Below are 13,706 nucleotides of genomic sequence, written 5' to 3' on the forward strand. Positions count from 1 at the left end.
CACAACAACCCCTTTTGCCTGATGACCATAGCGAGTCGGTCCCACCCCTTCCCATCCCGAACAGGACCGTGAAACGACTCTACGCCGATGATAGTGCGGATTCCCGTGTGAAAGTAGGTAATCGTCAGGCTCCCTAAGCCAGAAACCCCCGCCCGAAAGGCGGGGGTTTTTGCATTTGCGCGGCAGAAATGCACTAACGATCGGGATGGGCGGCCTGGCTGGAGTTGGGGCACCGAATGCGCCGATCCAGGCACCTGCCGTTCTCGAGCGATCCGCGGTACCGTCCGCCACGCAAATCTTTAGGTGCGTTTCGCCGCGCTCCACATCAATCTGGCTGGGGCCGATGCGTCGAATGCGTCGTCTCGGGCCTCCATTGTTCTCGAGCGACCTACAGCTCTGTGCCACCGAAATCTCCCGGCGCGCTCTCCTTTTCCCCGCATCAATCGGTTCGCCACTGAGTGCCCATCTAACGTCGATCCATCCATCGATGGCACATCATTAGCCGACGATGAGCGATGTTTGTCGAAAATGGCGGGCAATTGATGCGTCTTGGCGACAGCCCTCCCGGACCATCTACTTGGCCCATAGACACGTTGCGCCAACGTGATCATCGGCGCACGCAGCGAGCCCAGCGCCAAATCGTCATAAAAAATCTATGCGCATAAAGTCCATTCACGCGACATGTCCGGCAGAGCGAGGTGCAAGCCCTTCGGGGTAATATCGCCATTCGTCCCGATTCCCGGCGCTTCCAGGTAACCGCGGGTGGTCGGTGTCCTCCGCATTCCGTCTCCCGCATCGTTCATGACTGACAGCCCTGCCCAAGGTGGTCGGACGACCGACTTCTTGCCGTATCTCGTCGCCGCGACGTTCTTCATGGAGTACCTCGACACGACCGTGATCGCGACCGCGCTGCCGCAAATGGCACGCTCGTTCGGCGTCGGGCCGAACGCGCTGAGTCTCGGGATGACGGCCTATATGCTGGCGCTGGCGGTGTTCATCCCGATCAGCGGCTGGATCGCGGACCGCTATGGCTCGCGCACCGTGTTCGCCAGTGCAATCGTCGTCTTTACAGGTGCGTCGGTGCTGTGCGGGTTGTCCGAGGGCGTCGTGACGTTCACCGCTGCGCGCCTGCTGCAAGGCGTCGGCGGGGCGATGATGGTGCCGGTCGGGCGCATGATCGTCGTGCGCAGCACCGAGAAGGCGAAGTTGATGCGTGCGATCGCGACGATCACGTGGCCAGGCATCGTCGCGCCCGTCGTCGGGCCGCCGATCGGCGGCTTTATCACGACTTATGCGTCATGGCGATGGATCTTCCTGCTTAACGTTCCGTTCGGCATCGCCGCGCTGGCCTGCACGTGGTTGATCGTCCGGAACACGCGGGCCGACGAGCAACGGCCGCTCGACTGGGGCGGCTTCGTGCTCGCCGGAGGTGCGCTGACCTGCCTGCTGATCGGCACGGAAGCGGCCGGCCAGCAGGACGTCCACTTTACGCGCGCGGCTGTCCTGGTGGGCGGGAGCGTGCTGTTCGGCATCGCCGCGTGGTGGCACGCGCGACGTTGCGCGCATCCGTTGCTCGACTTCACGACATTGAACGTGCCGACGTTCTCGGTGACGGTGATCACCGGGTCGATTACGCGGATGGCCATCAATGCTGTGCCGTACCTGCTGCCGCTGTTGTTCCAGATCGGCTTCGGGCTGTCGCCGTTCCAATCCGGCCTGCTGCTGCTCGCGAGCGCGCTCGGCAATCTCGGGATGAAGGCGGGAACGTCGTGGATTCTCGACCGCTTCGGCTTCCGGCGCGTCGCCCTCGTCGACGTGACGATAGTCGGCCTCTTCACGATCGCATGCGGCTGGCTGACTGCCTCGACGCCACTCGCGATTACGCTATTTGTCGTATTTGTCTACGGACTGACGCGCTCGATGCAGTTCACGACGCTCGCGACGCTGGCCTATGCGGATATCCCGGCTCAGCAGACAAGTGCGGCCAGCACGCTGTGGAGCGCCGCGCAGCAGATGACGATCGGGATGGGCATCGCGTTCGGTGCGTTGTCGCTGCGACTCGCTGCGTTGGTGCGCGGTGATGCGGCGGGCATGCACTACGTGCTTGACGACTTTCGCTGGGCATTCGTCGCGGCGGGCGTGCTCGCGTTGCTGACGTTGCCGGGCTATGCACGGCTCGCCTCAGATGCGGGCGACCGGCTGCGGGCGAATGCGGCGCGTGGGTAGGCCGGGTTTTCTGTCGACTGTGCGCTGCGATAGGTGAGTGTCTGGGCTCTCTGTCGCTCACGCGAAACATGCGGCCAGCATATAGCGACGTTTTGACGAGAAGCGAAAAGGTCATCTCCCATGGTGGATGACCGAACTGATCGCCTGGTGACACCCGTTCGCGAAGAACCCTGATCGATCACGCGCGATTGGCATCGCTGGATGCGCGGTATTGCCCGCGAGAATCCGCCTGCATGGCGGATGGCGCGACAGCGTCGTGCTCGTTCCGATAGCCGTCACTGTGCGTCATGGAAGATGATGCCGACCGTGTGGCGATGGCCACTCCGAATCCGGCTGACGCCGTGGCGCAGGTTGACGCGATAGACGCCGCGCGTTCCTTGCACGGGCCTGCCGTGCACGGCGAAGATGACGGCGTCGCCTTGCGTCAGCGGCACCACTTCCGCACGCGACTGCATGCGTGGTCGCTGTTCCGTCAGCACGAATTCGCCGCCAGTGAAATCGCTGCCCGGTGCCGACAGCAGGATCGCAACCTGAAGCGGAAAGACATGTTCGCCATACAGGTCCTGATGGAGGCAGTTGTAGTCGTCGGCGCCGTATTGCAGGATCAGCGGCGTCGGTCGCGTCTGTCCTGCTGCGTGGCAGCGATCGAGGAAGGTCGCGTGGTCTGCCGGATAGCGGACGTCGATCCCGAGTGCCTTGTTCCAGCGATTCGCGATTGGCGAGAGATGCGGGTAGATCGTCGCACGCAGCTCGGCGATGATCGCGGGGAGCGGGTACGCGAAATACTTGTATTCGCCGCGACCGAACCCGTGCCGCGCCATCACGACGCGCGAACGATAGAGCGCATCGCGCGGATAGAGCGATGCGAGCGTCGCGCACTCGCTTGCCGAGATCAGGCCCGGCACGCGCGCGCATCCGTAGCGATCGAGATCGGCATCGACAGTCGTCCAGTCGATCGCGTTGACGCGTTGCGCGATTTCCAGCGATTCGACGGCAGGTTGCAGGTCGGCAATGTTCACGGGCGTACCTCGGTTCGTCAGCAATGTGGCGCCATTCAGCCGTGCGGAATGCGTCGGCCGCATTGTCCGCACGGTGGCGCCCACGGTAAATGTTGATGCGCCCAGTCTACGGATGTCCATGCGCCAGCGCGCTCCAGATCTTGCGCTTCAATTCGGGAAAGAAAGAGGGTGAACGCCCACGACGGCATGGACGCACCGGATGCCTCGACGAGTCGAATTGGCGAAGCGAGGAAGCGAGGAAGCGAGGAAGCGAGGAAGCGAAGAAGCGAAGAAGCGAAGAAGCGAAGAAGCGAAGAAGCGAAGAAGCGAAGAAGCGAAGAAGCGAAGAAGCGAAGAAGCGAAGAAGCGAAGAAGCGAAGAAGCGAGGGTCGAATCTTCTGCAGCGGGCAGCCGGCTGTCGCCGGCCCCCCGCCGAATCACCGTTTATCCCACCGACCGGAACAGCCAATAGAGTCCGCCGGCAAGCACGATCGACGCCGGCAGCGTCAGCACCCACGCCAGCACGAGGCTGCGCACCGTGCCCCATTGCAAGCCCGATCCGTTCGCCGCCATCGTGCCTGCGACGCCTGACGACAGCACGTGCGTCGTCGATACGGGCAATCCGTACACGTCGGCTGCGCCGATCGTGAGCATCGCGACGAGTTCGGCCGACGCGCCCTGTCCGTACGTCAGATGCTGCTTGCCGATTTTCTCGCCGACGGTCACGACGATCCGCTTCCAGCCCACCATCGTGCCGAGGCCCAGTGCGATCGCGACCGCAACCTTCACCCAAGTCGGAATGAACTTGGTTGCGTGGTCGAGCTGCTTGCGATAGTTGTCGATCGCGAGCTTGTCGTCGGCGGCGAACGCGGGCTGACCGGACTTCTCGATCAGGCGGATTGCTTCGGATACCAGATACATCGTGTTGCGCACGTTGTCGACGTCACGCTGCGGCACGGCCGCCATCGAGCCCGATGCACCGACCGCGGTCGCGAGCGACGTGGACAACTGCTGCACGGCGGGGATCACGGCCGGCGTCAGTTCGCGATGCTGGACGTAAAGCTCGACGTCAGCGCGCGGGTTCGCGGACGGTGCGACGCCGTTCGTGTACTTCCCGAACGTCGCGGCTGCCTGGTTCGCGACCGCTACGAAGGTCTGCGTCTCGGCCGGCGTGACGGCCTTGTTCAGCGCGTAGGCGGCCGGCACCGTGCCGATCAGGATCAGCATGATGAGGCCCATCCCTTTCTGCCCGTCGTTCGAGCCGTGCGCGAACGACACGCCGGTGCAGGTCAGGATCAGCAGGCAGCGAATCCAGAACGGCGGCGGCTGATCCTTCGGCGGCTCCTTGTACAGCTCCGGAATCTTCACGAGGGTTTTCAGCACGAGCAGCAGCAGCGCCGCGCACAGGAAGCCGACGATCGGCGAGAACAGCAGCGACTTGCCGACACCGAGCGCCTGGCCCCAGTCGACACCGCTCGTGCCGGACGGCCCGTGCATCAGCTGGTTCATCAGCCCGACGCCGATGATCGACCCGATCAGCGTATGCGAGCTCGACGACGGCAACCCGAAATACCAGGTCGCGAGGTTCCACACGATCGCGGCGATCAGCAGCGCGAACACCATCGAGAAGCCCGCACCGCTGCCCACCTGCAGGATCAGCTCGACCGGCAGAAGCTGCAGGATGCCGAACGCGACAGCACCGCTCGAGATCATCACGCCGAGGAAGTTCCACAGGCCGGACCAGATCACCGCGACGTTCGGCGTCAGCGAGTGCGTATAGATCACGGTGGCCACCGCGTTCGCGGTGTCGTGGAAACCGTTGACGAACTCGAAGCCGAGCGCGATCAGCAGCGCGGCGCCGAGCATCAGGTACGGGAACAGCGATCCTTCGCGCATCGGCGACAGATCGTCGATCAGGTGCGTGGCGATATAGATTGCACCGATCGCGAGCACCAGCAGGAAGACGGCATAGCCGAGCTGCCTGGTGCGCTCGACGGAACCCGAATTGTTCGGGGTAGACGAAGCAGGTTGATTCATGACGGTATCTCGTAAGGGAACCGCGACCGATCCTAGCTTCGGCTAGCAGTCAGTTTGATGACAGCAGGGACAACGAACGGAGTGTCTTACAGCGACGTAAGGTGAGCGTCGCGATTACGATGCGACGCATCGGCTTGCGTCGTGGTCCACAAAGTGAACGCAACACGGCGGGAGGCTATGTGGCAGTGTCGCGCCGATCGTCGTCGGCGATCAACATCCATCCGTGCGGCGACGCAGCGAATGTCGTGCACGACAGCGGTGCGACGTCGATGCGGGTTGCCGCGCCGGGATCCATCCGCAGCGCATGCGCGACGGCCGCGCGAACGATCGGCGCATGCGTGATGGCGACGATGTCGCGGCCGTGTTGCAGCGCGTTCAACCATGTGCCGGCACGGCGCATCGCTGCGTCGAACGATTCGCCGCCGTGCGGCGACGCGGACGGATCGCCGATCCACGCGCTCAATTCGTCAGGCATGTCGCGCGCGAGGTCGTGCAGCCGCTTGCCACGCCAGTTCCGGTAATCGATGTCGCGCAGTGCGTCATCGACGTCGGCGTGCAGGCCGAGCGCATCGGCGGTCTGCACCGCACAGCGGGCCGGGCTGCACAACACGAGCGCGCCGGTCACGCCTGTCCACCGGTCGCGCAGTGCCAAGGCTTCGGCGAGCCCGTGCGCGTCGAGCGGATCGTCGTCGGGAAACGTGCCGGTACGCATCGCGCGGGTCGATGCGTGTGCGATCAGGCGCAGCGAGGCATGCATGTTCATGTCGTGTTTCGGATGACCCGGGACGGGTGCGTTCGTTCACCTGTCGCCGCTTCAATACGCGAACGTTCGCGCGTACAATTCGCCCGATACGAAACGCGGAAGCCGGTTCAATTCCGGCGCGGTCGCGCCACTGTAACCGGTGATCCATGATCCCGGAAGCCAGACCTGCCTTCGTACCCATCCAACATTTGTCGGGGCGCGATTCCCCTGAGGTGCATCCATGAGCGAAGCAGTGCTGAAGCCGGCGGTCGTGCCGGCGCCCATCCCCGTCCGTGAATTGTTGCCGTGGGCCGTGTTCGTCGGCCTGATCCTGTTGCTCGCGATTTACTTCGTCGGCGCGGAACAGGGTGCGACGTCGCTCGTGCCGGGCATGTACGTCCACGAATTCGTCCACGACGGTCGCCATCTGCTCGGCTTCCCCTGCCACTGACGCGGAGTTCATGATGGTCGGAAAGCTGCTCATGCGCGGGATGCTCGCAGGCATCGCCGCAGGCCTTCTCACGTTCGGTTTCGCGAAAGTCGTCGGCGAACCGCAAGTCGATCAGGCAATCTCCTTTGAAGAAAAACTCGATGCCGCCAAGGGCGACGCGCCGGAACCCGAGCTAGTGAGCCGCCACACGCAGGCCGGCCTCGGTCTGCTGACGGGCGTCGTGACCTACGGCGCGGCATTCGGCGGACTGTTCTCGCTGGTCTTTGCGTACGCGTATGGCCGAGGCAGCCGCCTCCCGGCACGGCCGCTGGCCGCGTGGCTCGCGCTGGCTGCGTTCATCGCCCTCGTGATCGTGCCGAACATCAAGTACCCGGCCAATCCGCCGTCGGTCGGCGACCCGGACACGATCGGCTATCGCACGGGCCTGTTCTTCCTGATGATTGCGATCTCGATCGCGACGATGGTGTTCTCGGTCAACGTGCGCCGCCACCTGCTGGCAAAGCTCGGCCAATGGAACGCGTCGATTGTCGCGGGGCTCGTGTTCGTCGCGATCATCGCGGCCGTGCAGCTCGGGCTGCCGTCGATCAACGAAGTGCCGGCAGCGTTCCCGGCCGCCGTGCTGTGGAAGTTCCGCGTCGCGGCGATCGGCATGCAGGTGATCACGTGGACGACGATCGGCCTGCTGTTCGGCGCATGGGTCGAACGCACCGAACGCGTCGGCATGCGCGCCGCCTGACGCGCATCGCAACGGGGCGCGTCTAGCGCAGCATGCGCGGCGCGCTCCACGTCGATTCGCGCGCCAGCGCGACGAACGCGGCCAGATAGTCGATCGACGCATCCGCTTCGCGGATGCCGAGGAAGATCTGCTTCGCAATTCCCTTCTTGCCGAGCTTGACCGGCACGACCGGCATCCGGTCGGCGTATTCGTCGGCCAGCCATCTCGGCAGCGCGGCCACGCCGCGCCCGCTCGCGACCATCTGCAGCATGATGTCGGTCGTCTCGATCGACTTGTGCCGCTTCGGCACGATGCCGGCCGGCGTCAGGAACTGGTTGTAGATGTCGAGCCGGTCGGTTTCGACCGGGTAAGTGATCAGGATCTCGTCGGTCAGCTGTTCGGGCGTCACGTAGTCGGCGTTCGCGAACCGGTGTGAATCGGCGACCACCAGCACCTGCTCGTAGTCGAACACAGGGTCGAAGCGCAGGCCCGGCTTGTTCAGCGGATCGGGCGTCACGAGCACGTCGATGTCATAGCCGAACAGCGCGCCGATGCCGCCAAACTGGAAGCGCTGCTTCACGTCCACGTCGACGTCGGGCCAGCGCGACAGGTAAGGCGACACGACCTTCAGCAGCCACTGGTAGCACGGGTGGCACTCCATCCCGATGCGCAGCGTGCCGCGCTCGCCTTTCGCGTACTGCTTCATCCGCTCCTCGGCGAGCTCGAACTGCGGCAGCAGCCGGTTCGCCAGCTTCAGCAGATACTGCCCGCCCTGCGTGAGCCGCAGGCCGCGACCCTCGCGATCCCAGATCGGCGTGCCGAGCTGCTGCTCGATTTTCCGGACGGTATGGCTGAGCGCCGATTGCGTGAGATGCAGCGTATTGGCGGCCGCGGTCAGCGAGCCCTGGCGCTCGACCTCACGAATGACGACGAGATGGAATCGTTCCAGCATGGATTTCGCTCGCGCAACGAATGCATGAATAACTTTAATGGATGAATGAAATAATGCCATTTTATTTCATGATTTGAAATCCCTATGATGATTGCCGGACCTTCAATTTCTCTTCTGGACGGCGCTCATGGTCACGACACACAACCTCGGTTTTCCGCGCATTGGCGCCAAGCGCGAACTCAAGTTCGGTCTTGAACGCTACTGGAAGGGCGAATCGTCGCGCGGCGCGCTGAAGGCGCTCGGCGCCGAGCTGCGCCAGCGTCACTGGAACGACCAGCGCGACCTCGACCTGGCCCCGGTCGGCGACTTCGCGTTCTACGATCAGGTGCTCGACATGAGCTTCACGCTCGGCAACCTGCCGAAGCGCGTGCAGGGCTTCCACGGCGACGCGCTCGACAACTATTTCCGCGTCGCGCGCGGTCGTTCGGCACAGTCGGCGGAAGAGCACGCCGCGTGCTGCGGCGGAGTGTCGGCCGGCGAAATGACGAAGTGGTTCGATACGAACTACCACTACATCGTGCCGGAGTTCCACGCGGACACGAACTTCTCGCTTGACCCGTCGCGCCTGCTGCAGCAACTGGCGGAAGCGCAGGCGCAGGGCGTGGCCGCGAAGCCGGTGATCGTCGGCCCGGTCACGTACCTGTGGCTCGGCAAGGCGAAGGACGATTCGGACCGCCTCGCGTTGCTGCCGAAGCTGCTGCCGGTGTACGGCGCGCTGCTCGATACGCTGACCGCGCAGGGCGTCGAATGGGTGCAGATCGACGAACCGATTCTCGTCACCGAACTCGACGCGGCATGGCAGCAAGCCTTCAGGACCGCGTACGCTGCGCTCGAAACGCGTCGGATCAAGGTGCTGCTCGCGACGTACTTCGGCCAGTTGCAGGGCAACCTGGCGCTCGCGACCTCGTTGCCGGTCGACGGCCTGCATGTCGATGCGATCAACGCACGCGACGAAGTCGACGCGCTGGCGCGTGAACTGCCGGCCGAGCGCGTGCTGTCGGTGGGCGCGATCAACGGCCGCAACATCTGGAAGACGGACCTGAACGCGACGCTCGACTGGCTCGAGCCGCTCGCGAAGCGACTGGGTGATCGCCTGTGGCTCGCACCGTCGTGCTCGCTGCTGCACGTACCGGTCGATCTCGCGAGCGAGGAAAAGCTCGATGCGGAAATCCGCTCGTGGCTCGCGTTCGCGCTGCAGAAGCTCGACGAACTGAAGGTGCTCGCGACCGCACTGAACGAAGGCCGCGACAAGGTGGCCGATGCGCTGGCCGCGAACGCCGCCGCGATCCATTCGCGTCGCCACTCGCCGCGCGTGAACAACCCGGCGGTGAAGGCTGCAATCGCCCGGATCGACGCGCAGCTCGGCAACCGCGTGAGCCCCTATACGCAGCGCGCGCCGAAGCAGTCGGCACGCCTGAACCTGCCGGCGTTCCCGACGACGACGATCGGCTCGTTCCCGCAGACCGGCGAAATCCGCCAGGCTCGCAGCCAGTTCAAGGCCGGCACGCTGGATGAAGCCGGTTACCGGAAGGCGATGCAGGCCGAGATCGAACGCAGCGTCCGCGAACAGGAGTCGCTCGAACTCGACGTGCTCGTGCACGGCGAAGCCGAGCGCAACGACATGGTCGAATACTTCGGCGAGCAACTCGACGGCTACGCGTTCAGCCAGTTCGGCTGGGTGCAGTCGTACGGTTCGCGCTGCGTGAAGCCGCCGATCCTGTTCGGCGACATCAGCCGCCCGAAGGCGATGACGGTCGAGTGGATCACGTATGCGCAGTCGCTGACGAACAAGCCGATGAAGGGCATGCTGACCGGCCCCGTGACGATCCTGAACTGGTCGTTCGTGCGCGACGACCAGCCGCGCTCGGTGTCGTGCTACCAGCTTGCGCTGGCGATCCGCGAGGAAGTGCTCGACCTCGAGAAGGCCGGCGTGCGCGTGATCCAGATCGACGAGGCTGCGCTGCGCGAAGGGCTGCCGCTGCGCCGCGCGCAGTGGGGCGAGTACCTGAAGTGGGCGGTCGAATCGTTCCGCATCACCGCGAACGGCGTGCAGGACGATACGCAGATCCACACGCACATGTGCTATTCGGAGTTCAACGACATCATCGCGTCGATCGCCGACATGGATGCGGACGTCATCACGATCGAGACGTCGCGCTCGGACATGGAGCTGCTCGACGCGTTCGACAACTTCAAGTATCCGAACGAAATCGGGCCGGGCGTGTACGACATTCACTCGCCGAACATCCCGACGCAGGAACACATCGTCGGCCTGATGAAGAAGGCGGCCGAGCGGATTCCGGCGGAACGCCTGTGGGTGAACCCGGACTGCGGCCTGAAGACGCGCCAGTGGGCGGAAGTGATTCCGGCGCTGACGAACATGGTCGCCGCCGCGAAGACGCTGCGCAACCAGGTGCAATGACGCGCGAACGCTGTGTGCCAGCCGTCGAGATCGACGATCCGGCGGCGGGTGGGGCACCGGTCGAGGCCGTCCCGGGCAGGCCCCGGGACGCATCATTTCTACGGTTAGATCAGGAGCGGGAGGTGTACCAGGTGAGTCATGCAGCGAACGAGGCAATCGGGCGGCTGATGCGGGCGCTCGAAGACGATAGCGACGATTGCTGGGCGATGTACGAGGAGATCGGTCGCGCGGTCGTGACCCGGCTGCTGCGTCGCGACCGCGACGCATTGCGTGCGATCGCCGGTGCGTGGATTTCAAGCGACGACGCACAGGCTGCGCTGGTCGACACCGACCGCGGCTCCCCGGATTTCGATACGGCGAAAAGACGCGCCGAGCATGCGGACAGTGCGATGCGTGACGTCCTTCGGAATACGCTCTTCGGCGCGGAGTGAACACGACGACCCCGAGGAACGTACACGGCTTCCCGGCGGCCAGCGCAAGGGATTGCTGCGTTCGTGCCGCGCGTCATGCTCGGGCGAAGAAGTGATGGACGCGATGCTCGCATCGGGCATCGACTACACGCGCTTCTTCTACGACCCGAACATTCATCTGCACTGCGAGGCATCGACGATGACGGTGTGTGCGAGGCGGCCGGAACATGGAAAGAAAAAAGGGCGACCCGGGTCGCCCTTTTTTTTCGTGCGAGATGCGGGCAGGCGAAGCCGCCTGACCGGTACGCGTTACGCAGTGCGTGCTGCGTGCGGCAACGTGTCGACCGTCTTGCGGGGCGCGCCCGCATCGTCGATGCTCACGCGGCGCGAGATCAGCCACACGCACAGCGACGACACGATCGCGGCGCTCGTGTACTGGAGCGCGAGCGGCCACCATTGCGGCGCGGTGTTCTGCGCGATGATGGTCGCGACGAGCGGCGTGAGGCCGCCGGCGAGCGCGCCGCACACCTGGTACGCGATCGAGATCGCCGTGTAGCGGATGCGTGCGACGAAGATGCCGCTGACGAAGCCCGCGACCACCGAGTAGTAGCCCGATTCCGCGAGCGTCGCGAGACCGACGCCGACCGTGATCGACAGCGGCGTGCCCATGTGCACGAGCGGCAGCATCACGAACGGGACGATCGCGGCCCATGCGCCGGTGATCAGCAGCACGCGCGTGGTGCCGAAGCGCTGCGCGAGGAACGCGGCCGCGAGTTGCACCACGAACTGCAGCACGGCGACGATCGTCATGCAATGCAGCACCATCGACCGGTCGAGCGACAGGAACTGCGTCGCGTAGCTGATCATGAAGATGTTGCTGAAATACACGCCGGCGATGCCGTACACGTTTGCACCGATCGCGAGCAGCAGCAGCGGCCAGTACTTGAGCGCTTCGCGCAGCGGTTTTTGCGCGATGTTGCCGCTCTTCTTGATTTCCTCGAACTCGGGAGACTCGGACACGCTCGCGCGGATCACGAAGCCGACGATCAGCAGGACGGAACTCGCGAGGAACGGCACGCGCCAGCCCCAGCTCATCATGTCTTCCTTCGACAGCGTGCTGATCGCACCGAACGCGAGCATCGACAGGATCAGGCCGCTTGCGCTGCCGAGCTGTGCGAACGATGCGAAGAACGTGCGCTTGCCTTCCGGCGCATGCTCGCCGGCGAGCAGCACCGCGCCGCCCCATTCGCCGCCGACCGCGATGCCTTGCAGCACACGCATCAGCACGAGCAGGATCGGTGCGATCACGCCGGCTTGCGCATGAGTCGGCAGCAGGCCGATCGCGACGGTCGACACGGCCATCAGCATCAGCGTCGCGAGCAGCGAACGCTTGCGGCCGAAGCGGTCGCCGAGGTAGCCGAACATCACGCCGCCGAGCGGCCGCGCGAAGAAACCGACCGCGAACGAGCCGAATGACGCGAGCAGGCTGATGAAGCGGTTTTCGCCGGGGAAGAACAGCGGCCCGAACACGATGGCGGCGGCGGTCGCGTAGCTATAGAAGTCGTACCACTCGATCGTGGTGCCGACGAACGACGCGAGCGCCGCCCGCTTGGGTTGCTTGACGGAAGTCCCCATCTTTATGTGTGCTCCTCTGAATCCTCTGATTTGGAATAGGTGGCGGCGCGGGGATCAGTCGCGGTAGGCGACGCCCGGCAGCACGCACAGCAGCTCGTACGCGAGGTTCGCGCCGAGCAGCGCCGTGGTGCCGAACGGGTCGTACGGCGGCGCGACTTCGACGAGATCGCAGCCGACGATGTTCAGCCCCTTCGCGCCGCGGATGATCTCGAGTGCCTGCGGCACCGTGAGGCCCGCGATTTCCGGCGTGCCGGTACCCGGCGCGTAGGCCGGGTCGATGCCGTCGATGTCGAAGCTGATGTAGACGGGTGTGTCGCCGACGCGCGCGCGCACTTCTTCCATCAGCGGCGCGAGCGACTTGTTCCAGCATTCCTCCGCCTGGACGACGCGGAAGCCCTGCTCGCGGCACCAGTCGAAATCCTCGGCCGCGTAGCCGGTGCCGCGCAGGCCGATCTGCGTGACCTTGTCGCCGTGCAGCAGGCCTTCCTCGACCGCGCGGCGGAACGGCGTGCCGTGCGCGATCTTTTCACCCATCATCGTGTCGTTCACGTCGGCGTGTGCATCGACGTGGATCAATGCAACCTTGCCGTGCTTGCGGTGGATCGCGCGCAGGATCGGCAGCGCGATCGTGTGGTCGCCGCCGAGCGTGATCGGCTTGCAGTCGTGTTCGAGGATCGCGTCGTACGCGGCTTCGATGCGCGCGATGGAATCGTGCAGGTTGTACGGATTGATCGCGACGTCGCCGATGTCGGCGATCTGCAGCGAATCGAACGGCGCGGCGCGCGTCGCCATGTTGTACGGGCGCAGCAGCACGGATTCGGTGCGGATCTGGCGCGGGCCGAAGCGCGCGCCGGTGCGGTTGGACGTGCCGAGATCGAACGGCACGCCGACGAAACAGGCGTCGAGGCCTTCGGCGCTCGCCACGTGCGGCAGGCGCATCATCGTCGCGATGCCGCCGCAGCGCGGCATTTCATTGCCGCCGAGCGGCTGGAAATGGGTGTGGTCGTTCATGGGCTGTCTCTTCCGATGTGGGGTTGCCGTATCATGCGACGCGGCTTGGCGCACAGTTTTACGCGCTCCGCCGGGAAAGAAGAATGCGAAGATATCGACGTAAACAT

At 64.7% G+C, this 13,706-nt stretch carries 11 protein-coding genes, 1 rRNA gene, 1 pseudogene and 1 riboswitch; of the genes and pseudogenes, 7 read left to right on the forward strand and 6 right to left on the reverse strand.

The annotated features are described in order from the left end of the window. The first annotated feature begins 17 nt into the window (after positions 1-17). Positions 18-130, forward strand: a 5S ribosomal RNA gene (gene rrf / locus BCEP18194_RS24560). A 671-nt stretch (positions 131-801) separates the two neighbouring features. Then, on the forward strand, positions 802-2,226 hold the full coding sequence (locus BCEP18194_RS24565) for an MFS transporter (RefSeq protein WP_011353969.1): 1,425 nt from the start codon (positions 802-804) through the stop codon (positions 2,224-2,226). A gap of 275 nt (positions 2,227-2,501) precedes the next feature. On the opposite strand, the gene BCEP18194_RS24570 is transcribed toward BCEP18194_RS24565, so the two are convergent. The 3 genes from BCEP18194_RS24570 to BCEP18194_RS24580 form a co-directional block, all read right to left on the reverse strand. Then, complete coding sequence (locus BCEP18194_RS24570) at positions 2,502-3,245, reverse strand: 2OG-Fe(II) oxygenase (protein ID WP_041493452.1); 744 nt, start codon at positions 3,243-3,245, stop codon at positions 2,502-2,504. A gap of 423 nt (positions 3,246-3,668) precedes the next feature. Next, the gene (locus BCEP18194_RS24575) at positions 3,669-5,261 is read right to left on the reverse strand and encodes an inorganic phosphate transporter (protein ID WP_011353971.1); all 1,593 of its coding nucleotides are present in this window, start codon (positions 5,259-5,261) and stop codon (positions 3,669-3,671) included. 175 nt (positions 5,262-5,436) lie between these two features. Beyond that, complete coding sequence (locus BCEP18194_RS24580) at positions 5,437-6,024, reverse strand: histidine phosphatase family protein (protein WP_011353972.1); 588 nt, start codon at positions 6,022-6,024, stop codon at positions 5,437-5,439. 49 nt (positions 6,025-6,073) lie between these two features. Further along, positions 6,074-6,211: riboswitch (cobalamin riboswitch) on the forward strand. Positions 6,212-6,244: 33 nt separating this feature from the next. Between BCEP18194_RS24580 and BCEP18194_RS24585 the strand changes: the two genes are divergently transcribed. Both BCEP18194_RS24585 and BCEP18194_RS24590 read left to right on the forward strand, forming a co-directional pair. Further along, on the forward strand, positions 6,245-6,454 hold the full coding sequence (locus BCEP18194_RS24585; protein ID WP_011353973.1) for a CbtB domain-containing protein: 210 nt from the start codon (positions 6,245-6,247) through the stop codon (positions 6,452-6,454). Between the two features lie 13 nt (positions 6,455-6,467). Further along, the gene (locus BCEP18194_RS24590; RefSeq protein ID WP_011353974.1) at positions 6,468-7,190 is read left to right on the forward strand and encodes a CbtA family protein; all 723 of its coding nucleotides are present in this window, start codon (positions 6,468-6,470) and stop codon (positions 7,188-7,190) included. 22 nt (positions 7,191-7,212) lie between these two features. Here BCEP18194_RS24590 and BCEP18194_RS24595 read toward each other — a convergent pair whose 3' ends face one another. Then, positions 7,213-8,121, reverse strand: coding sequence for a LysR family transcriptional regulator (locus BCEP18194_RS24595; protein ID WP_041493167.1), 909 nt, complete (start codon positions 8,119-8,121; stop codon positions 7,213-7,215). Positions 8,122-8,248: 127 nt separating this feature from the next. Between BCEP18194_RS24595 and metE the strand changes: the two genes are divergently transcribed. The 3 genes and pseudogenes from metE to BCEP18194_RS42125 all read left to right on the forward strand — a co-directional run. Beyond that, positions 8,249-10,543, forward strand: a complete 2,295-nt coding sequence (metE, locus tag BCEP18194_RS24600) for a 5-methyltetrahydropteroyltriglutamate--homocysteine S-methyltransferase (RefSeq protein ID WP_011353976.1) — start codon at positions 8,249-8,251, stop codon at positions 10,541-10,543. Continuing rightward, positions 10,540-10,974, forward strand: coding sequence for a hypothetical protein (locus BCEP18194_RS24605; protein ID WP_011353977.1), 435 nt, complete (start codon positions 10,540-10,542; stop codon positions 10,972-10,974). Before metE ends, BCEP18194_RS24605 begins: the two co-directional genes overlap by 4 nt. After that, a pseudogene (locus BCEP18194_RS42125) lies at positions 10,952-11,131 on the forward strand (hypothetical protein); the annotation flags it as partial. The gene BCEP18194_RS24605 and the pseudogene BCEP18194_RS42125, both read left to right, overlap by 23 nt. Before the next feature lie 131 nt (positions 11,132-11,262). Here BCEP18194_RS42125 and BCEP18194_RS24610 read toward each other — a convergent pair. Then, positions 11,263-12,588, reverse strand: coding sequence for an MFS transporter (locus BCEP18194_RS24610; protein WP_011353979.1), 1,326 nt, complete (start codon positions 12,586-12,588; stop codon positions 11,263-11,265). A 54-nt stretch (positions 12,589-12,642) separates the two neighbouring features. Further along, a complete protein-coding gene (gene speB / locus BCEP18194_RS24615) occupies positions 12,643-13,599 on the reverse strand; it encodes an agmatinase (protein ID WP_011353980.1) in 957 nt (318 codons plus the stop codon). Between the last annotated feature and the right edge of the window lie 107 nt (positions 13,600-13,706).

The sequence above is a fragment of the Burkholderia lata genome (assembly GCF_000012945.1).
GTDB classification, from domain to species: domain Bacteria; phylum Pseudomonadota; class Gammaproteobacteria; order Burkholderiales; family Burkholderiaceae; genus Burkholderia; species Burkholderia lata.

Bases quoted from the DNA above. Each gene is read 5' to 3' on its own strand.
- BCEP18194_RS24565 (WP_011353969.1), top strand. From the start codon at position 802: ATGACTGACAGCCCTGCCCAAGGTGGTCGGACGACCGACTTCTTGCCG.
- BCEP18194_RS24575 (WP_011353971.1), bottom strand. From the start codon at position 5,261: ATGAATCAACCTGCTTCGTCTACCCCGAACAATTCGGGTTCCGTCGAG.
- BCEP18194_RS24580 (WP_011353972.1), bottom strand. From the start codon at position 6,024: ATGAACATGCATGCCTCGCTGCGCCTGATCGCACACGCATCGACCCGC.
- BCEP18194_RS24585 (WP_011353973.1), top strand. From the start codon at position 6,245: ATGAGCGAAGCAGTGCTGAAGCCGGCGGTCGTGCCGGCGCCCATCCCC.
- BCEP18194_RS24590 (WP_011353974.1), top strand. From the start codon at position 6,468: ATGGTCGGAAAGCTGCTCATGCGCGGGATGCTCGCAGGCATCGCCGCA.
- BCEP18194_RS24595 (WP_041493167.1), bottom strand. From the start codon at position 8,121: ATGCTGGAACGATTCCATCTCGTCGTCATTCGTGAGGTCGAGCGCCAG.
- metE (WP_011353976.1), top strand. From the start codon at position 8,249: ATGGTCACGACACACAACCTCGGTTTTCCGCGCATTGGCGCCAAGCGC.
- BCEP18194_RS24605 (WP_011353977.1), top strand. From the start codon at position 10,540: ATGACGCGCGAACGCTGTGTGCCAGCCGTCGAGATCGACGATCCGGCG.
- BCEP18194_RS24610 (WP_011353979.1), bottom strand. From the start codon at position 12,588: ATGGGGACTTCCGTCAAGCAACCCAAGCGGGCGGCGCTCGCGTCGTTC.
- speB (WP_011353980.1), bottom strand. From the start codon at position 13,599: ATGAACGACCACACCCATTTCCAGCCGCTCGGCGGCAATGAAATGCCG.